This is a genomic window from Gammaproteobacteria bacterium (assembly GCA_019911805.1).
In the GTDB taxonomy this organism is placed as follows: domain Bacteria; phylum Pseudomonadota; class Gammaproteobacteria; order Thiohalobacterales; family Thiohalobacteraceae; genus JAHJQQ01.
In genome coordinates this window covers 1-20302 of record JAIOJV010000074.1, presented here as the reverse complement: position 1 = coordinate 20302, position 20302 = coordinate 1, and the positions used below count along the sequence as shown (strand labels likewise).

At 64.7% G+C, this 20302-nt stretch carries 17 protein-coding genes; all 17 read left to right on the top strand.

What is annotated here, in order from left to right:
* The first annotated feature begins 216 nt into the window (after positions 1-216).
* The 17 genes from rpsB to accA all read left to right on the top strand — a co-directional run bounded on the left by rpsB (position 217) and on the right by accA (position 20284).
* Positions 217-1050: a 30S ribosomal protein S2 gene (rpsB, locus tag K8I04_07920; GenBank protein MBZ0071637.1), complete on the top strand. Its 834-nt coding sequence runs from the start codon at positions 217-219 to the stop codon at positions 1048-1050.
* Between the two features lie 146 nt (positions 1051-1196).
* Positions 1197-2078: a translation elongation factor Ts gene (gene tsf, locus K8I04_07915; GenBank protein MBZ0071636.1), complete on the top strand. Its 882-nt coding sequence runs from the start codon at positions 1197-1199 to the stop codon at positions 2076-2078.
* Between the two features lie 168 nt (positions 2079-2246).
* Positions 2247-2972 (top strand): UMP kinase, encoded by a 726-nt coding sequence (gene pyrH, locus K8I04_07910; protein MBZ0071635.1) that lies wholly within the window; start codon positions 2247-2249, stop codon positions 2970-2972.
* A 5-nt stretch (positions 2973-2977) separates the two neighbouring features.
* Positions 2978-3535, top strand: coding sequence for a ribosome recycling factor (gene frr / locus K8I04_07905; protein ID MBZ0071634.1), 558 nt, complete (start codon positions 2978-2980; stop codon positions 3533-3535).
* Between the two features lie 20 nt (positions 3536-3555).
* Positions 3556-4323 (top strand): di-trans,poly-cis-decaprenylcistransferase, encoded by a 768-nt coding sequence (gene uppS, locus K8I04_07900; GenBank protein ID MBZ0071633.1) that lies wholly within the window; start codon positions 3556-3558, stop codon positions 4321-4323.
* A 2-nt stretch (positions 4324-4325) separates the two neighbouring features.
* A complete protein-coding gene (locus K8I04_07895) occupies positions 4326-5132 on the top strand; it encodes a phosphatidate cytidylyltransferase (protein ID MBZ0071632.1) in 807 nt (268 codons plus the stop codon).
* Between the two features lie 4 nt (positions 5133-5136).
* On the top strand, positions 5137-6360 hold the full coding sequence (gene ispC / locus K8I04_07890; GenBank protein MBZ0071631.1) for a 1-deoxy-D-xylulose-5-phosphate reductoisomerase: 1224 nt from the start codon (positions 5137-5139) through the stop codon (positions 6358-6360).
* Positions 6357-7718: an RIP metalloprotease RseP gene (gene rseP, locus K8I04_07885; protein MBZ0071630.1), complete on the top strand. Its 1362-nt coding sequence runs from the start codon at positions 6357-6359 to the stop codon at positions 7716-7718. Before ispC ends, rseP begins: the two co-directional genes overlap by 4 nt.
* A gap of 29 nt (positions 7719-7747) precedes the next feature.
* On the top strand, positions 7748-10027 hold the full coding sequence (bamA, locus tag K8I04_07880) for an outer membrane protein assembly factor BamA (protein ID MBZ0071629.1): 2280 nt from the start codon (positions 7748-7750) through the stop codon (positions 10025-10027).
* A gap of 39 nt (positions 10028-10066) precedes the next feature.
* Positions 10067-10570, top strand: coding sequence for an OmpH family outer membrane protein (locus K8I04_07875; protein MBZ0071628.1), 504 nt, complete (start codon positions 10067-10069; stop codon positions 10568-10570).
* 25 nt (positions 10571-10595) lie between these two features.
* Positions 10596-11621 carry a UDP-3-O-(3-hydroxymyristoyl)glucosamine N-acyltransferase gene (gene lpxD, locus K8I04_07870; GenBank protein MBZ0071627.1) on the top strand — a complete coding sequence of 342 codons (1026 nt, stop codon included), beginning with the start codon at positions 10596-10598 and terminating at the stop codon, positions 11619-11621.
* A gap of 317 nt (positions 11622-11938) precedes the next feature.
* Positions 11939-12394, top strand: a complete 456-nt coding sequence (gene fabZ, locus K8I04_07865) for a 3-hydroxyacyl-ACP dehydratase FabZ (GenBank protein ID MBZ0071626.1) — start codon at positions 11939-11941, stop codon at positions 12392-12394.
* Positions 12391-13161 (top strand): acyl-ACP--UDP-N-acetylglucosamine O-acyltransferase, encoded by a 771-nt coding sequence (gene lpxA / locus K8I04_07860; protein MBZ0071625.1) that lies wholly within the window; start codon positions 12391-12393, stop codon positions 13159-13161. The genes fabZ and lpxA overlap by 4 nt, the downstream gene beginning before the upstream one ends.
* Before the next feature lie 146 nt (positions 13162-13307).
* Positions 13308-14471, top strand: a complete 1164-nt coding sequence (lpxB, locus tag K8I04_07855; protein MBZ0071624.1) for a lipid-A-disaccharide synthase — start codon at positions 13308-13310, stop codon at positions 14469-14471.
* 313 nt (positions 14472-14784) lie between these two features.
* Positions 14785-15381, top strand: coding sequence for a ribonuclease HII (gene rnhB, locus K8I04_07850; GenBank protein ID MBZ0071623.1), 597 nt, complete (start codon positions 14785-14787; stop codon positions 15379-15381).
* Positions 15382-15737: 356 nt separating this feature from the next.
* Positions 15738-19274: a DNA polymerase III subunit alpha gene (dnaE, locus tag K8I04_07845; GenBank protein MBZ0071622.1), complete on the top strand. Its 3537-nt coding sequence runs from the start codon at positions 15738-15740 to the stop codon at positions 19272-19274.
* Between the two features lie 50 nt (positions 19275-19324).
* Entirely contained in the window at positions 19325-20284 is a 960-nt protein-coding gene (accA, locus tag K8I04_07840; protein ID MBZ0071621.1) for an acetyl-CoA carboxylase carboxyl transferase subunit alpha, read from the top strand.
* Positions 20285-20302 lie beyond the last annotated feature (18 nt).

The following is a 20302-nucleotide window of genomic DNA, read 5'->3' as shown; positions in this document are numbered from 1 at the left end:
GAACCTTTTGAATTGGCGGGGGAATCACGCGGTGGACGGAATTGTTGCGGGGGCCAGTTTATGGTATAAAGGCGCGCTTGTTAAGCAGGCCGTCCCGGTGGCCGGCTGCAAATCCACACATGCGTCGTGACAGTGCGGCGGGGTGCCCCGGTGAAGACCGGGGTTGCCGCACGGGACGCATGGAGGCCCAACCCTGACAATTCGGAGTTTTATCTCATGGCGAACGTCACCATGCGCCAGATGCTGGAAGCTGGCGTGCATTTCGGTCATCAGACCCGTTTCTGGAACCCGAAGCTGGCCCCGTACATCTTCGGCGAACGCAGCAAGATCCACATCATCAATCTGGAAAGCACCCTGCCTCTGTACAACGAGGCGATGAACTATCTGAGCAGCCTGGCCGCCAAGCGCGGCACCATCCTGTTCGTCGGCACCAAGCGCGCGGCGCGCGATACCGTGGGCGAAGAGGCGGCGCGCTGCGGTATGCCGTACGTGAACTACCGCTGGCTGGGTGGCATGCTCACCAACTATAAGACGGTGCGTCAGTCCGTGCGTCGCCTGAAGGAGCTGGAGACCATGTCGCAGGACGGCAGCATGGACCGGCTCAATAAGAAAGAGGCGCTGATGCGCACGCGCGAGATGGAAAAGCTGGAGCGCAGCCTGGGCGGCATCAAAGACATGAGCCACCTGCCGGACGCGCTGTTCGTGATCGACGTCGGGCATGAAAAGATCGCCGTCAGTGAGGCCATCAAGCTGGGTATCCCGGTGGTCGGCGTGGTGGACACCAACAACTCCACCAAGGGCATCGATTACATCATCCCCGGCAACGACGATGCCATCCGCGCGATCCAGTTGTACGCGCGCGGTGCGGCCGACGCCGTCCTCGACGGCAAGTCCACCTCCGCGGTGCAGGTGTCGGCGAGCGGCGACGAGTTCATCGAACTGGATGAGGCCGCCGGCGCGGCCGACAAGCCGCCCCGTGGCAAGCGTCCCCCGGCGGCCAAGGCCCCTGATCGTGCCGCGGCTGGCGCCGACGACGACCAGGGCGCCTGATCCGCTGCGAACGCGGGGGGATGGGCGTCTCCGGTGCCCGTCGTCCCCCGCAACGCATCCGTGACTGCTGGCCGGCAGTGCCTATGGGCGTATGACCGGCGGCACTGTCATTGAATACCAGCAGATATTCATAGAGGTAACCAACCATGTCTATTTCCGCCGCACAGGTCAAAGAGCTGCGTGAACGCACCGGCTCCGGCATGATGGAATGCAAGAAGGCGCTGGTCGACGCGGCCGGCGATATGGAGACCGCAGTCGAGGCCCTGCGCAAATCGGGTCTGGCCAAGGCCGACAAGAAGGCTGGTCGTGTGGCCGCCGAGGGCCTGGTCCTGGTCGAGCTCAGCGATGACCGCCAGCGCGCGGCCATCGTCGAGGTCAACTGCGAGACCGACTTCGTCGCCAAGAAAGAGGAGTTCCAGGGCTTCGCCATGAAGATCGCCCAGCGTGTCGTGAAGGATACGCCGGCGTCCATGGAGGCACTGCTGGCGCTGCCGTTGACCGACGGCGGGCCGAGCATCGAAGAGGCCCGCAAGGAACTCATCGCCATGATCGGCGAGAACATCAACGTGCGCCGCTACACCGTGGTCGAGACCAACGGTGTGGTGGGTGCGTATCTGCACGGCAGCCGCATCGGCGTGCTGGTCGAGATGCAGGGTGGCAGCGAGGACCTGGCGAAGGATATCGCCATGCATATCGCCGCCAGCCGCCCGGTGTGCATCACCGCGGCCGAGGTCCCGGCAGACCTGCTGGAGACGGAGCGCCGGATCTTCGCCGCCCAGGCCGAGGAGAGCGGTAAGCCCGCCGACATCATTGCCAAGATGGTCGAGGGTCGCATCAAGAAGTATCTCGCCGAGGTCACCCTGGTCGGGCAGCCCTTCGTCAAGGATCCCGAGATCACCGTGGGCGCGCTGCTGTCCAAGGCCGGCGCCGAGGTACTGAGTTTCCAGCGTCTGGAACTGGGCGAGGGCATCGAGAAGAAGACCGAGAACTTCGCCGAAGAGGTGATGGCGCAGGCACGCGGCAAGTAAGCCGCGGGTCACCCACCCGTGTCCGGGCGGGATACATGCGATGGGGTCGCTCTGCGACCCCATCGCGTGCCGGGCCCCTGGCGGGGAACAGGATGACAAGGGTCGCCGCGCCGGAGCGTGCAGTAGTATTCACATCAAGAAGTTTGTGCAACTTGTTGAAATCAAGACATGCCTGAACCAGAACTGCGCTACCAACGGATTCTCCTCAAGCTCAGCGGTGAGGCCCTCATGGGGGCCGACGGGCCCGGCATCGATCCCCGTGTGCTGACCCAGTTCGCCACCGAGATCCACGCCCTCGCACAGGCCGGGGCGCAGCTCGGGCTGGTTATCGGCGGGGGTAACATCTTCCGTGGCGCCGGGCTGGCGGCGGCCGGCATGGACCGCGTCACCGGCGACCACATGGGTATGCTGGCCACGGTCATGAACGCCCTGGCCATGCAGGATGCGCTACGTCGCCTGGGTACGGAGGGGCGTGTCATGTCGGCGCTGTCCATTGCCTCGGCCTGCGAGGACTATTCCCGGGCCCGCGCCCTGCGGCACCTCGACCGGGGCCGTGTGGTACTGTTCGCCGCCGGTACCGGCAATCCGTTCTTCACCACCGATTCCGCCGCCAGCCTGCGCGCCATCGAGATCGGGGCGGACATCCTGTTCAAGGGCACCCAGGTCGACGGGGTATATTCGGCCGATCCCAAGAAAGATCCGGGCGCCGAGCGCTTTGACCGGCTGAGCTATGACGAGGCCCTGCGCCGCCAGCTCATGGTCATGGATCACACTGCCATCATCCTGTGCCGCGATCATGGCATGCCGCTGATGGTGTTCGATATCCACCAGCGCGGTAATCTGATGCGCGCTGCCTGCGGCGAGGCGGTGGGCACGCTGGTCGAGAAGGAGTAAAAAAAATGATCGACGACATCATCAAAGATGCCAAGTCCCGCATGGCCAAGAGCGCGGAGACGCTGCGCCACGATCTGACCAAGCTGCGCACCGGCCGCGCCCATACCGGCCTGCTGGACCACATCACCGTCGACTACTACGGCAGCGAGGTCCCGTTGCAGCAGGTCGCCAACGTGGCCGTGGAGGATGCGCGCACCCTGACCGTCACGCCCTGGGAACGGCAGATGGTGGCGGTGATCGAGAAGGCCATCCTGAAATCCGACCTGGGGCTGAACCCGAATACCGCCGGCACGGTCATACGTATTCCGCTGCCGCCGCTCACCGAGGAGCGCCGCCGGGACATGATCCGCATCGTCCGCCATGAGGCCGAGGGTGCGAAGGTCGCGGTACGCAACATCCGCCGCGACGCCAACAACGATTTCAAGGAACTGCTCAAGGAGAAGGAGATCTCGGAAGACGATGAGCGCCGTGCGCAGGAGCAGATTCAGAAACTCACCGACCAGTTCGTGGCCGACATCGATAAGATCACGCAGGCCAAAGAGGCCGAACTGATGGAGATCTGAAGTCGGCAGGATATCGAGACATGTCAGAGGCGAGCCGCGGCAAAGACGGGATGCTGGATGCTGAAGGCCCACGTCACATCGCCATCATCATGGATGGCAATGGACGCTGGGCGCGGCGCCGCGGAATGCCGCGCCCAACCGGCCATCGCGAGGGCGTCAAATCCGTGCGGCGCGTGGTCGAGATCTGTCGCCGAGAGGGGATCGAGGCCCTGACACTGTTCGCCTTCAGCAGCGAAAACTGGCGCCGGCCACCGACCGAGGTCAGCCTGCTGATGGACTTGTTCATCAGCACCCTGCAGAAGGAAGTGGACAGCCTGCATGCCAACAGTGTGCAAGTGCGGTTCATCGGCGACCGCGAGCCCTTCGCACCGAAGCTGCGCACACTGATGGACTCGACCGAGGCCCGTACCCGCGACAATCCCGGTCTGCGCCTGACCATCGCCGTCAATTATGGCGGCCGCTGGGATATCGCGCAGGCTGCGCGCGTGCTTGCTCTGGGCGTGCAGGCGGGCGCGCTGGAGCCCGAGGCCATCACGCCCGAGCTGCTGGGCGCGCAACTCGCCCTGGCCGGCCTACCGGAGCCCGATCTGTTCATCCGCACCGGCGGCGAGCAACGCATCAGCAACTTCCTGCTCTGGCAGCTCGCCTATACCGAGCTCTATTTCACCGACGTCCTCTGGCCCGACTTCGACCAACATTGTCTCACCGAGGCGCTGGCCTGGTTTGCCGGACGGCAGCGCCGCTTCGGCCGCACCAGTGAACAAGTGGAGTGCATCAAGGGTGCCTGACCGTGTTTAAGCGCCTGCTGACGGCGGTGCTCCTCATCCCCTTGGTCGTGGGCGGCGTGCTGCTGCTGCCGACCGCCATGTTGTTCACCCTCGGTGCGCTGCTGCTCGGCCTTGCCGCTTGGGAATGGACCGGCCTGGTACCGCTGCGCCCGACGGTCGTGCGGCTGGTCTACGGCCTGCTGTTGATGGCCTTGCTGGTCCTCGGCGGGTTTGCGCTGCAACGGCAGCCGGCACTGCTGCAGCCGTCTCTCATGGTCGCCCTCGGCTGGTGGTTGCTGGCGGCGCTGTGGCTCGGCCGCCCCCAACTTGGCCGCGACCGGGTCGTGGCCAAGGCGCTGCTGGCACTGCCGGTGCTGCTGCCGGCCGGGTGGGCGCTGGCCGCGCTGCACGCACGCCCCGAGCACGGGCCGGCGCTGGCGCTGTTCGTGCTGGTACTGATGTGGGTCGCCGACAGCGGGGCCTATTTCGCCGGTCGCAACTTCGGCCGGCACAAGCTCGCCCCGCGCGTCAGTCCGAACAAGACCTGGGAGGGTGTGGCCGGGGGTCTGGCCGGCAGCCTGCTGTTCGCCCTGCTCGCCGGCGGCTGGTTCGGCTGGACGGGTGGGCGCCTGACCGGCTTCGTGGTGCTGGCGGTGCTGTGTGCACTGCTGTCGGTGGTCGGCGATCTCTTCATCAGTCTGCTCAAGCGACAGCAGGGTCTGAAGGATACGGGTAATCTGTTTCCGGGGCATGGCGGCCTGCTGGACCGCATCGACAGTCTGCTCGCCGCGGCGCCGCTGTTCGCGCTCGGACTGGACTGGGTGGAGTAGGGCGATGCCTGCACACGACGATCCGCCAGTGCGACGCATCCGGCTCAGCGTGCTGGGTGCCACCGGCTCCATCGGTCTGAGCACCCTGGATGTCGCCGGCCGCAATACCGACCGCTTCGAGGTGGTCGCGCTCACCGCCAACCGGGATGTCGACGGTATGCTGCGCCTGTGCCGCGCGCATCGGCCGCGCCTGGCCGTGATGGCGGATACCGCCGCCGCCGCGCAGCTGGAGGCGGCACTGCGCCGTGCCGGCCTCGAGGTCGCGGTCCGCAGCGGCGATGACGGGCTGCGCGAGGCCGCTGCCTATCCGGATGCCGAGTATGTGATGGCCGCCATCGTCGGCGCCGCCGGCCTGCGGCCGGCCCTGGAGGCGGTGCGCCACGGCCGGCGGGTGTTGCTGGCCAACAAGGAGGCGCTGGTGATGTCGGGTGCGCTGTTCATGGAGGAGGTGCGGCGCCACGGTGCGCAGCTGCTGCCCATCGACAGCGAGCACAATGCCATCTTCCAGTGCATGCCAGCCGGTTTCACCGTCGGCGAGCGTCCGGCCGGGGTGCGGCGTATCCTGCTGACCGCCTCCGGCGGACCGTTCCGCAGTCTGCCGCTGGAACAGCTGGCGCAGGTGACACCCGCGCAGGCCTGTGCACATCCCAACTGGGACATGGGTCGCAAGATCTCGGTCGACTCCGCCACCATGATGAACAAGGGTCTGGAGGTCATCGAGGCGTGCTGGTTGTTCGGGCTGCCGGTGGAGCAGGTGCAGGTGGTGCTGCATCCGCAGAGCGTGATCCACTCGCTGGTCGACTATGCAGACGGTTCGGTGCTCGCCCAGCTCGGCAATCCCGACATGCGCACACCCATCGCCCACGCACTCGCCTGGCCGCAGCGTATCGCGTCCGGCGTGCAGCCGCTGGATCTGCTTGCAGTGGGGCGACTGGATTTCTCCGCGCCTGATCCGCGCCGCTTCCCCTGCCTGGGGCTGGCCTACGCCGCCTGGCGGCGCGGCGGCACGGCGCCGGCGGTGCTGAATGCGGCCAACGAGGTGGCGGTGGCGGCCTTCCTCGATGGCCGCATCGGCTTTGACCGCATCGCCGCCGTAATCGAGGCGACGCTCGGTATCTGCAGCATCGGTGCCGCCGAGTCCCTGCAGGACGTCCTGGACGCCGATGCTGCGGCCCGCGCCTGCGCCACCGAACAACTCACCGCCAGCCAGCGCAGGCGCAGCTCATGAGCGCCTTCCTGATCGCGGCCGCGGCCTTCGTGCTCGCCCTGGGTCTGCTCATCACCGTGCACGAGTTCGGGCACTACTGGGTCGCGCGCCAGGTCGGCGTGAAGGTGCTGCGCTTCTCGATCGGCTTCGGCAAGCCGCTGTGGCGGTATGTCCACGGCGCCGACCGCACGGAATTCGTCGTCGCGGCGATCCCGCTCGGCGGCTATGTGAAGATGCTCGACGAGCGCGAGGGGCCGGTGCCCGTCGCGGAGCGCGCACGCGCCTTCAACCGCCAGCCCGTCGGGCGGCGCATGGCGGTGGTGGTGGCGGGGCCGGCCTTCAATTTCCTGTTCGCCATCCTGGCCTATTGGGCCATGTTCGTGTACGGCGTGCCCGGCGCCAAGCCGATCATCGAACCCGTACCGCAGGGCCTGGCCGCCGCGGCCGGCATCGAGACGCACGATCTGCTGAAGAGCATCGACGGTGTCGCCACCCCGACCTGGGACAGCGCCCTGCTGGCGCTGCTGGAGGGGGCGCTGGACCGCAGTCGCCTGGCGTTGGAGGTGGAGGGTATCGACGGCCGGGTGCGCACTGTCTATCTGGACCTGGGTCCCGTGGAGGGACTGCTGGACCGCGGCAATCTGCTCGACAAGCTCGGCCTCAAGGCCTGGCGCCCGCGGCTGCCGGCGGTGATCGAGCGGATAGTGCCCGACGGGGCGGCGGCCGCCGCTGGTCTGCAGCCCGGCGACCGCATCCTGAGTGCCGACGGTACCACCATGGAGGACTGGGGGGACTGGGTCCGGTACGTGCAGGGGCACGCCGAGCAGCCCATTGCGGTGCGGGTCGACCGCGATGGCGCGGTGATCGGGCTGACGCTGCGACCGGACCGCGTCGTCATCGACGACCGCGCCATCGGCCGCATCGGTGCAGAGGTGCGCATACCGCCGGGACTCGGCGCGGAGCTGCGCACGGAGACGCGCTACGGGCCACTCGCCGCGCTGGGGCCGAGCCTCGTCAAGACCTGGGACATGAGCGTGCTGACGCTGCGCACGCTGTGGAAGATGGTGGTGGGCGAGGCGTCGCTCGACAACATCAGCGGTCCGCTCAGCATCGCCGAGTACGCCGGCCAGTCGGCGCGCATCGGGCTGGCCACCTTTCTGGGTTTTCTCGCCATCGTCAGCATCAGCCTGGGCGTACTCAATCTGTTACCGGTGCCGGTACTGGATGGGGGGCACCTGTTGTATTACCTTATTGAGTTTTTCAAGGGCAGTCCCGTTTCGGAGCAGACCGAGTTGTTCGGTCAGCGGATCGGCATTGCCGCCCTTCTCGCGCTGATGGGTTTGGCGCTGTTCAATGACTTCACGCGTCTGCTCGGTTGAGACGACAACAAGAAATGGAAGCCGCTACCATGAGATTTTTGTTGCGCTCCTGCGTGCTGGCCGGCGCGGTCGCGGGGAATGCCTGGGCCTTCGAGCCGTTCACTGTCACCGATATCCGTGTCGAGGGCCTGCAGCGCATCGCGCCCGGCACAGTGTTCAGCTACCTGCCGGTGAAGACGGGCGAAACCTTCGACGAGGCACGCTCTGCCGCGGCCATTCGGGCCCTCTTCAGGACCGGCTTCTTCAAGGACGTGCGCATCGAGCGCGACAACGGTGTACTCGTCGTCGTGGTACAGGAGCGCCCGGCGATCTCCAGCATCGAGATTACCGGCAACAAGGATATCGAGACCGAGCCGCTGCTGGAATCGCTGAAGGAAATCGGCTTCGCCGAGGGGCGTGTGTTCGACCGCTCACTGCTCGAGAAGGTCGAGCAGGAACTCGAGCGTCAGTACTTCAGCCGCGGCAAGTACGGTGTGAAGATCACCACCACCGTGACACCGCTGGAACGCAATCGCGTCGGCATCAACATCGACGTTTCGGAAGGCCGTGCCGCGCGTATCAAGCAGATCAGCATCGTCGGCAACAAGGTGTTCAGCGACAAGACACTGCTGAAGGATTTCCAGCTCAGTACGCCGACACTGCTGTCCTTTTATACCGGCGTCGATCAGTATTCCAAGCAGAAGCTGTCGGGTGATCTGGAGATGCTGCGATCCTATTACCTGGACCGTGGCTACATCAACTTCAGCATCGATTCCACCCAGGTGTCGATCACGCCCGACAAGAAGGATATCTATGTCACCATCAACGTCACCGAGGGTGATCAGTTCCATGTCAGCGAGGTGCGTCTGGCCGGTGACCTGGTGGTCGACCCGCCGGAGCTCTTCCCGCTGGTGGACCTGAATCCGGGCGACGTATTCTCGCGCAAACGTGTCACTGAGACCGTCACCCGCATCAGCGAGCGGCTCGGCAACGAGGGCTATGCCTTCGCCAACGTCAACACCATCCCGGACGTCGATCACGAGACCAAGAAGGTCATCGTGACCTTCTTCGTCGACCCCGGCAAGCGTGTCTATGTACGCCGTATCAACATGGTGGGCAACACCCGCACCCGCGACGAGGTGCTGCGCCGCGAGATGCGCCAGATGGAGGGCGGCTGGTTCTCGGCCGCGGCGGTGGAGCGCTCACGCACCCGCCTGGACCGCCTCGGCTTCTTCGAGCAGGTCAACGTCGAGACCCCCACGGTGCCCGGTACGACCGACCAGGTGGACGTAAACTATTCGGTGACCGAGCGGCCGTCGGGCAACCTGATGGTGGGTGTGGGCTATTCGCAGACGGACGGTATCCTGTTCAACACCAGCATCAGCCAGAACAACTTCCTGGGCAGTGGCAAGCGTGTCAGCCTGGCCTTCAATAACAGTGACGTGAATACGATCTACAGCTTCTCCTATCTGAATCCGTACTACACCATCGATGGGGTGAGCCGCGGCTTCGGTCTCTATTACCGTGAGACCGACGCCAGCGAGGCCAATCTTTCCAACTACGCCGTGAATAGCTTCGGTGGCAACGTCAGTTACGGTATCCCGATCAACGAATTCGACACAGTGCGCCTGAACGTCGAATACGAGAACCTGGACATCCGTGAGACCATCTATTCCTCTGACCAGGTCCGGCAATTCATCGACGCCAACGGCAACCGCTTCGATAGTGTCAAGCTGACCGGCAGCTGGGCGCACGATACCCGCAACAAGATCATCTTCCCGGACCGTGGCACCCTGCAGCGCGCCACCGCCGAGATCACCGTTCCGGGCATGGACCTGCAGTACTACAAGCTCGGTTACGAGCAACAGACCTTCGTGCCGCTGACCCGGCAGTTCACCCTGATGCTGAACGGCGAGGTGGGCTATGGCGACGGCTTCGGCGACTTCGACGCGCTGCCGTTTTTCAAGAATTATTATGCCGGCGGCGTGCGCTCGGTGCGTGGCTTCGAGGACAATACCCTCGGCCCGCGGGATTCCCAGAACGATCCGCTGGGTGGCGGTTTCCGGGTGGTCGGCAACGTGGAGATCCTGTTCCCGCCACCGTTCTTTGCCCAGAGCAATTCGTTCCGGATGAGCACGTTCCTGGATGTGGGCAACGTCTATCCGGGTTATGATGACTTCGATGCCGCGGAGCTGCGCTATTCCGTTGGTGTGGGTGCCACGTGGTTGTCACCGCTGGGCGCCTTGACCTTCAGCCTGGCCAAGCCGCTGAACGACAAGGCGGGCGACGATACCCAGGTGTTCCAGTTCACCATTGGCACCAATATGTGATTTCGTGACTTCTTGAGAGCCGGGAGACATACCTTGAATATGCGTTATATCGTGAAGACCCTGTTTGCCCTGTGCCTGCTGGCGCCAGCACTGGTGCTGGCGGAGGTCAAGATCGGGTTCGTGAATACCGTCAAGCTGATGGAGGAGGCGCCGCAGGCCAAGGCGGCCATCAGCAAGATGGAGGCGGAATTCGCGCCACGCGAGAAAGAGCTGGTCGCACTGCAGCGTGACATCAAACAGACGGAAGACAAGCTGGGTCGCGATGCTGCCGTCATGAGCGATGCCAACCGCGGCAAGGCCGAGCGTGATCTGGTCAGCCGCAAGCGTGACCTGAAGCGCGCCCAGGACGAGTTCCGCGAGGATCTCAACATCCGTCGCAACGAAGAGCTCTCCAAGCTGCAGCGGCGTTTGTACGATGCCATCGTCGATCTGGCCAAGGCAGAGAACTATGATCTCATCGTCAGCGAAGGCGTGGTGTTCGCCAGTACCCGCATCGACATCACCGATGCGGTGCTCACGCGTCTGAAACAGCAAGGCAACTGAGGCCAGCGGCAGAGGGTGCAATCGGGTGAGCTTGACACTGGGTGAGCTGGCCGCGCGCACGGGGACCGAACCCCACGGTGACGCGGCACTGTCCATCGCGGGTGTCTGTACGCTGCAGGACGGGCGGCCGGACTGCATCAGCTTTCTGGCAAATCCGCGTTATCGCCGCTACCTCGATGATACCCGCGCCGGGGCCGTTATCCTGGCCGCTGCGGATCTGGCAGCCTGTCCGGTACCGGCCCTGGTAAGCAGTAATCCGTACGCGACCTACGCACGGGTCGCGACACTGCTCACCGCGGTGGAGACACCACCACCGGGCGTGCATCCGACGGCGGTGGTGGGAGACGACTGCCACATCGATCCAACGGCAAGCATCGGCCCGCTGTGTGTGATCGGCGCGCGCGTCGCGATCGGTGCCGGTGCGGTGATCGGCCCCGGCTGTGTACTGGAGCGCGACGTCGTCATCGGCGCGAACACGCGCCTGGTCGCCGGCGTCGTACTGTGTCACGGTGTGAGCATCGGCCGCGATTGCCTGTTTCATCCCGGTGTGGTCGTTGGCAGCGACGGCTTTGGCATCGCCAAGGATGCCGGTCGCTGGATCAAAGTTCCACAGCTCGGCAGCGTGTACATCGGCGATGACGTCGAAATCGGCGCGAACACGACCGTGGACCGGGGGGCGCTGGAGGACACCGTGATCGCCGACGGTGTCAAGCTCGATAATCAGATTCAGATCGCACACAACGTGCAGGTCGGCGCGCATACTGCCGTCGCCGGTTGCGTCGGCATCTCCGGCAGCGCCCGGATCGGTGCCCACTGCATGCTGGCTGGCGGCGTCGGTGTGGTCGGGCACCTGGAGATTGCCGACCACACCGTGGTCACCGGCATGTCCATGGTGACCAAGTCGATCACTGAGCCGGGTGTGTACTCCTCGGGCCTGGCCGTGCTGCCCGGCGAGCAGTGGAACCGGATCGTCGCGCGCCTGCGGCGCCTGGATGACATGGCCCGGCGCCTGCAGGCACTGGAGCGGAAGCTGGCAGGAAAAGACGCTTAGCCACGAAATGCACGAAATTCACGAAAAAATCTTGAGTCACGGCGGTCCCGAAAACCCAAAGCCGGATTTGCCACGGAAGCACACGGAAGACATTGAAATGAAACCGCGTCCCGAAGCCTTGCCCCGGCACCTGGCAGGTACCGTGGGGCTATCGTGTGAAGCCTATGATCTTGTCCGTGTTTTTCCGTGTGCTTCCGTGGCTGAAACAGGTGTGTTCAGCGCAAAAATAATGAGGCAGCCATGATCTCAAGTATTAATGGTGTTTTCGTGCATTTCGTGGCCATAAGACTGCGAGTTTGGGATGACGAGATACGGACATGACCGAGACGACACTGAACATCAACGACATCCTGCGGCTGCTGCCGCACCGTTATCCCTTCCTGCTCATCGACCGTGTGCTGGACTACCGGCAGGGTGAATTCCTGCGCGGCTACAAGAACGTGAGCTTCAACGAGCCGTTCTTCAATGGCCATTTCCCGCAGCGGCCAATCATGCCCGGAGTGATGATCCTTGAATCACTGGCGCAGGCCACCGGTCTGCTGGCATTCCGCACCGTGGATCGTGCCGCCAACAACGATTCACTGTTCTACCTGGTGGGTATCGACAAGGCGCGCTTCAAGCGACCGGTGGAGCCGGGTGATCAGCTCATGCTCGAGGTGCGCTTCGTCAACAGCAAGCGGGGTATCTGGGTGTTCGAGGGCGAGGCGACCGTCGCGGGCAAGCTTGCCGCGAGTGCTCAGATCATGTGCACGGAACGGAGTGTAGACATTTGATCGATCCGCGCGCAGTCGTCGACCCGAAGGCGGAATTGGCCGAGGATGTCAGCATCGGCCCCTATGCGGTGATCGGCCCGGACGTCGAGATCGGCGCCGGTACCACCATCGGCCCGCACGCGGTCATCAACGGCCCGACCCGTATTGGCCGCGACAACCGTATCTTTCAGTTCGTCTCGCTCGGTGATGCCCCGCAGGATAAGAAATATGCGGGCGAACCGACGCGCCTGGAGATCGGCGACGGCAACACGATCCGCGAGTTCGTCACCATCAATCGCGGTACCGTGCAGGATCAGGGTGTCACGCGCATCGGCGATGACAATTGGATCATGGCCTATGTGCACATCGCGCACGACTGCGTGATCGGCAGCCACACGGTGTTCGCCAACAATGCCTCGCTGGCCGGGCATGTGCGCATCGAGGACTACGTGATCCTCGGCGGTTTCACCCTGGTGCATCAGTTCTGCGCCCTGGGCGAGCACAGCTTCACCGCCTTCAGCACCGGCATTGCCAAGGACGTACCGCCCTACGTGATGGTCAGTGGTTACTCCGCCCAGCCGCATGGCCTGAATACCGAGGGGCTCAAGCGACGCGGCTTCGACGCCGACGCCATCCGCACGCTCAAGCAGGCCTACAAGACCCTGTACCGCTCCAAGCTCACCCTGCAGGAGGCCATCGAGGCCTTGCGTGTGCAGGCCGCCGACTGCCGGGAAGTGGGCATTATGGTCGAGTTTCTGGAGAAGCGGCAGCGCGGGATCGTGCGATAGAGGCGTGCCCAGTCGGTAGCCGGACCCGCCGGGGCATGCCAGCAAGTCTCACCAAAGTAAGCAGGTCTTTCAAAGCGTCGTCGAGATTTTCACAGACCCAGCCGCTTGGATGACATGTCCCCGCCAATATGGCAATAAAATCTCCTATGCAAACCCCGCAACCGAGTACCGCACCCCTGCGCATCGGCATCGTCGCCGGCGAGATGTCCGGTGACCTGCTCGGTGCCGGCCTGATCCGCGCCATCCACGAGCATCATCCGGACGCGGTGGTCGAAGGTATCGGCGGGCCGCAGATGCTGGCCGCCGGCTGCCACAGCCTGTTCCCGCTGGAGGAACTGTCGGTGATGGGCCTGGTCGAGGTGCTCGTGCATCTGCCGCGGTTGCTGCGCATCCGCCGTGAGATCGTCCGGCATTTCTTCGCCAATCCACCGGACGTGTTCGTGGGCATCGACGCGCCGGATTTCAATCTGGGTGTCGAGCAGCGATTGAAGCGCAGTGGTATCCCGACCGTACACTATGTGAGCCCCTCGGTGTGGGCCTGGCGGCGTGGCCGGGTCCGCAAGATCGCGCGCAGTGTCGACCGCATGCTGGCCCTGTTCCCCTTCGAGGCCGAATTCTACCGTGAGCATGCCGTACCGGTGTCGTTCGTCGGGCACCCGCTCGCCGACATGATCCCGGAGCGTGTCGCGGCGGACGCGGCGCGGGCGACCCTGGGGCTGCCCACGGACGTCCCCCTGGTGGCGCTGCTGCCCGGCAGCCGTGCCGGCGAGGTGGCGCGGCTGGCCGAGCGCTTCGTCGGGACGATGGCGTGGTGTGTGCGTCACCGGCCCGGTATCCATTTCGTGGTGCCGCTGGCCAATGCGACCACCCGCGCGATCTTCGTGACGGCCCTCGACCGGCAGGGGGGCGAGTTGCCGGTGCAACTCATCGACGGCAATGCGCGCCAGGTGATGGCGGCGAGCGACGCCGTGCTGCTGGCCTCGGGTACGGCGACCCTGGAGGCGCTGCTGCTGAAGCGGCCGATGGTGGTGGCTTACCGCCTGGCGCCGCTCACCTATTGGCTGGCGCGGCGGCTGGTCAAACTGCCGCATTTCGCACTGCCCAATCTGTTGGCCGGGCGGGCACTGGTCCCTGAATTCCTGCAGGATGACGTGCTGCCGGAGATCCTGGGTGAGGCGGTCCTGCAATGCCTGGACGACAGCGCCACGCGCACGCGGCTGATCACCGCCTTCGACGAGCTGCATCACGCACTGCGCCGCGATGCCGATCGCAGCGCCGCAGCGGCCGTGCTCGAGGTCGCCGGACGATGAATCTGCAGCCGCATCTCAGTCACGGAAGCATACGGAATACACTGACAATCACTGACCCACAAACCCCCAAACCGTATTGGCCACGGAAGCACACGGGAAAACACGGACAAGATCATATGCTTCACACAACAGCCCCTATCACCCGCCAGGTGCTGAAGCGGAGCTTTGTGACACGGTTTTATTTCCGTGTTCTTCCGTGTGTTTCCGTGGCTGATATGAATTTTCAGGATAAGAAATCCCCCGTGGGTTCCGTGGCTGAAAGGTCTCGGTCCGTGCCGTTCCGCGTGTTCCCGTGGCAAACGCGGTGTTCAGGATGAACGACCACGTGGACTTCGATTTCACCCGCGGTCTGCGCCTGGTCGCCGGGGTCGACGAGGTCGGTCGCGGCCCGCTGGCGGGGCCGGTGGTGGCGGCCGCGGTGATCCTCGATCCTGCGCGCCCCATCGACGGTCTGGCCGATTCCAAGCGGCTCAGCGAGACGCGCCGGGAGGCGTTGGCACCGATCATCCGGGAGTGTGCGCTCGTCTGGGCCCTGGGACGCGCCGAGGTGGAGGAGATCGACGCGCTCAACATCCTGCAGGCCAGTCTCCTGGCCATGCGGCGTGCCGTGCTGGCACTCACGACGGTACCGGATTTCGCACTCATCGACGGCAACCGCTGCCCCGAGCTGCCTTGCCCGGCCGAGGCGGTCATCAAGGGTGACAGCCGTGTCGCGGCCATCAGCGCCGCCTCCATCATCGCCAAGGTCGCGCGCGACCACGAGATGGTCGAACTGGACGCCCAGTACCCGGGCTACGGCCTGGCCGGCCACAAGGGCTATCCCAGCCCCGGGCACCTCGCCGCGCTGGCGCGCCTGGGCGTCACCCCCATCCACCGGCGCAGTTTCGCGCCGGTACGGCGGCTCTTATAGCCTGCCTGTGTACGTATAACCACGAAGGACACGAAGGACACAAGGGTATTGACGTGAAAAAAATACCCGCCTTTGGCTTGGCAGGGTGGCACCTGGTCCGCGCCTATGCGGAATCGACTTCGATGGATCACCGCGGCCGTCGCGTGGGCATGCAACAGGTGCCCACCCAAGCTGATCCACCGGGTTCCAGCATGCGCCTTCTGTTTTGCATTACGCAATAAACTATGGATTTCCTTAGTGCCCTTCGTGTCCTTCGTGGTTGACCGGGCCGGCTGCGACGGCAGCTCCGCGCGGGGACCGCGGGCCGCGCAAGTCAAGTCTTGAATCCCCCCGCCCAAAGCCGGAGACTCCCCGGCATGCCCGTGCCCTTCGTCCATCTCCATTTGCACACCGAATACTCGCTGGTCGACGGCATCGTGCGGATCGAGCCGCTGGTGCAGGCGGTGGCCGCCGCCGGCATGCCGGCCTGCGCGGTGACCGATCAGAGCAACCTGTTCGCGCTGGTGAAGTTCTACAAAGCGGCCATCGGCGCCGGCATCAAGCCCATCATCGGCGCGGACGTCTGGGTCCACAATGCACAGGATCCGAACCAACCCAGCCGGCTGGTCTTGCTGTGCCAGGACCGTGCCGGCTATCTCAACCTCAATGCGCTCATTTCGCGCAGCTATATCGAGGGTCAGCATCGCGGTGTGCCGATCCTGCAGAAGGATTGGCTGCGCGCGCACAGCGCCGGGCTGATCGCCCTGTCGGGCGGGCGCAGCGGCGACGTCGGCGTGGCCCTGCGCGCCGGCAACGACGCGCTTGCCGAAGAACTTCTGGACGACTGGCTCGGTCTGTTCCCCGATCGCTATTACCTGGAACTCCAGCGCACCGGCCGCGAGTATGAAGAGGAGTACCTGCACGCCGCGGTGCAGCTGGCCGCGCGCCGCGCCGTGCCGGTGGTCGCCACCAACGACGTGCATTTTCTCGCCCCGGACGACTTCGAGGCGCACGAGGCGCGGGTGTGCATCCACGACGGCCGAACCCTGGACGACCCGCGCCGACCGCACCGCCACAGTGAGCAGCAATACCTGAAGACACCCGCGGAGATGGCCGCGCTGTTCGCCGACATCCCCGAGGCACTGGAAAACAGTGTCGAGATCGCCAGGCGCTGCAATCTGGAACTGACACTGGGCAAGAACTATCTGCCGGAGTTCCCGGTGCCGGCCGGCATGACCATGGACGAACTCTTCCGGCAGCAGGCGCACGAGGGCTTGGAGCAACGGCTGGAAAAACTGTTCGCTGCGCCATCGGATGCGGGCGCGCAGGACGTCGCGGAGCGCCGCAGGCCCTACGACGAGCGTCTTCAGATCGAGCTCGATGTCATCATCCAGATGGGCTTTTCCGGCTATTTCCTGATCGTCGCCGACTTCATCAAATGGGCCAAGGCCAACGGCGTGCCGGTCGGTCCCGGCCGTGGTTCCGGCGCCGGTTCGCTGGTCGCCTACGCGCTGACCATCACCGACCTCGATCCGATCCACTACGACCTGCTGTTCGAGCGCTTCCTCAACCCCGAGCGCGTGTCCATGCCCGACTTCGACGTCGACTTCTGCATGGAGGGTCGCGACCGGGTGATCGATTACGTCGCCGGGAAGTACGGCCGCGACAAGGTCTCGCAGATCATCACCTATGGCTCCATGGCGGCGAAGGCCGTGGTGCGCGATGTCGGCCGGGTGCTCGGTCACCCCTACGGCTTCGTCGACCGCATCGCCAAACTGATCCCTTTCGAACTCGGCATCACGCTGGACAAGGCGTTGGCCCAGGACGAGCAACTGCGCCGGGCCTACGAGAACGAAGAGGACGTGCGCGCCATCATCGACCTCGCCAAGTCGCTCGAAGGCCTCTCCCGCAACGCCGGCAAGCACGCCGGCGGGGTGGTGATCGCACCCTCCAGGCTCACCGATTTCACGCCGCTGTACTGCGAGGCCGGCGGTGCCAACCTGGTCAGCCAGTTCGACAAGGACGACGTCGAGGCGGTCGGCCTGGTGAAGTTCGATTTTCTGGGTCTGCGCACGCTGACCATCATCGACGGGGCGCTGGCGACCCTGAACCGTCAGCGTGCCGAACACGGCGCGGAAGCGGTCGACATCGAACGTATCCCGCTGGACGATCCGGCGGCATTCGCTCTCCTCAAGGCCTGCCAGACCACGGCGGTGTTCCAGCTGGAATCCAGCGGCATGAAGGACCTGATCCGGCGTCTGCAGCCCGACAGCTTCGAGGACATCATCGCGCTGGTAGCGCTGTTCCGCCCGGGCCCCTTGCAGTCGGGTATGGTCGATGACTTCATCGCGCGCAAGCACGGCAAACAGCGGGTCGAATACCCGCATCCCAAGCTTGAACCGATCCTCAAACCGACCTACGGCGTGATCCTGTACCAGGAACAGGTGATGCAGATCGCTCAGGTGCTGGCCGGCTACACGCTCGGCGGTGCCGACCTGCTGCGCCGCGCCATGGGCAAGAAGAAGCCCGAGGAGATGGCCCAGCAGCGCGAGATCTTCACGCAGGGCGCAGTCGCCAATGGCGTCGATGCGAACGTCGCCACCTACATCTTCGACCTGATGGAGAAGTTCGCCGGATACGGTTTCAACAAGTCGCACTCGGCGGCCTATGCGCTGGTCTCCTACCAGACCGCCTGGTTGAAGGCGCATCACCTGGCACCGTTCATGGCCGCGGTACTGTCGGCGGACATGGACAACACCGACAAGGTGGTCACGCTCATCGATGAATGTCGGTCGATGCAGCTGCGGGTGATCCCACCGGACATCAACCGTTCCGACTACCGTTTCACCGTGGCCGACGATGACACCGTGATCTACGGCCTCGGCGCCATCAAGGGTGTCGGTCAGGCGGCCATCGAAGGCGTGATGGCCGAACGCGAGGCCCATGGCACGTTCAAGGACCTGTACACCTTCTGCCGCCGCGTCGACCTGCGCAAGCTCAACCGCCGGGTGCTGGAGGCGCTGATCCGCGCCGGTGCCTGCGACAGCCTGGGGGGGAACCGCGCCACCCTGATGGCGCAACTGCCGACTGCATTGAAGCTCGCCGAGCAGCAGGAGCGTGACTCGGGTGCGGGGCAGGTCGATCTGTTCGGCAATGTCGTCGCGACCGGGGACGTGCCGGTCGAGGTCGTCAGCCTGCCGGAATGGGACGAGGAGATCCGCCTGCAGGGCGAAAAGGAGACCCTCGGTCTGTATCTCACCGGTCATCCCATCTGCCGCTACGAGGCCGAGCTGGCGCACATCACCAGCGGCCGTCTGGCGGCGTTGATCGGCAACGGGGATGTCCCGGGTTCACGCAGCACCGACCGGCAGGTCGTGGTGGCCGGCCTGGTGCTCGCCCTGCGGGTGCGCCAGACCCGGCGCGGTTCCATGGCCTTCGTCACCCTCGATGACCGCAGCGCACGGGTCGAGATGCGGGTGTTCTCCGATGTGTTCGAGCAGCACCGCAACCTGATCGCCAAGGACCGGGTGCTGGTGGTGGAGGGAGTGCTCGGCTACGACGATTATTCGGGCGGCCAGCAACTCACCGCCGACAAAGTCTATGATATCAGTCAGGCACGCGAGATCTTCGCCCGGCGAGTGGTCATCGCGGTCGACGATGCGCAGGCCGGCAACGGTTTCATGCAGTCCCTGGCCGAGATCCTGCAGCCGTTTCGGCAGGGCAAGTGCCCGGTCTGGGTCGATTACCGCAACCGCGCGGCCCGTGCCCAGGTCGCCCTGGGCCGCGAATGGAACGTGCGCCCGGCCGACGAACTGCTCCACCGTCTGCATGAACTGGCCGGGGAGGAGAAGGTGGCGGTGGAATACGCCACCACGGATACAAGGGGCAAGAGGCAGGATACAAGTCGATTATAATTCCGTGTTCTACTTGTATCTTGCTTCTTGCCTCTTGTATCTTTCGCCTTATGAACCTCAACTTCCTGGATTTCGAACAGCCCATCGCCGAGCTCGAGGCCAAGATCGAGGAACTGCGGTTCCTGGGTAACGACACCGAGATCAACATCAGCGAGGAGATCGGGCGCCTGCAGGAGAAAAGCCGCTCGCTGACCGCGTCGATCTTCGCCAAGCTCAGCCCCTGGCAGATCTCACAGCTCGCCCGTCATCCGCAGCGGCCGCACACGCTCGACTACATCCAACGCCTGTTCACCGATTTCGACGAGTTGCACGGTGACCGCGCCTTTGCCGACGACGCTGCCATCGTCGGCGGCGTTGCCCGGATCGATGGCCGGCCGGTGATGGTGATCGGTCACCAGAAGGGACACGACACCAAAGAGAAGCTGGTGCGCAATTTCGGCATGCCGCGCCCCGAGGGTTACCGCAAGGCGTTGCGTCTGATGCAGATGGCCGAGAAGTTCCGCCTGCCGCTCCTGACCTTCATCGATACGCCCGGCGCCTATCCCGGTATCGGTGCCGAGGAGCGCGGCCAGAGCGAGGCCATCGCCCGCAACCTATCCGCCATGACCGAGCTGAAGACACCGATCATCTGCACGGTGATCGGCGAGGGCGGTTCCGGTGGCGCGCTGGCGATCGGTGTCGGTGACCGGGTGCTGATGCTGGAGTACAGCACCTATTCGGTGATCTCGCCCGAGGGCTGTGCGTCCATCCTGTGGAAGAGCGCCGACAAGGCCCAGGATGCCGCCGAGTCCCTGGGCATCACGGCCAAGCGCCTGCTGGAACTCAAGCTCGTCGATGGCATCATCCCCGAGCCACTCGGCGGTGCGCACCGCGACATCGATGCCACGGCGGAATCCCTCCGCCAGGCCCTGCTGCAGCAACTCGACAACATCGGCGGTCTGACCCCCGAGCAGCTGCTCAAGGCACGCTACCAGCGCATCATGGGTTATGGGCATTTCAGCGTGAGTTGAGAGCTGGGGATCGGGGGC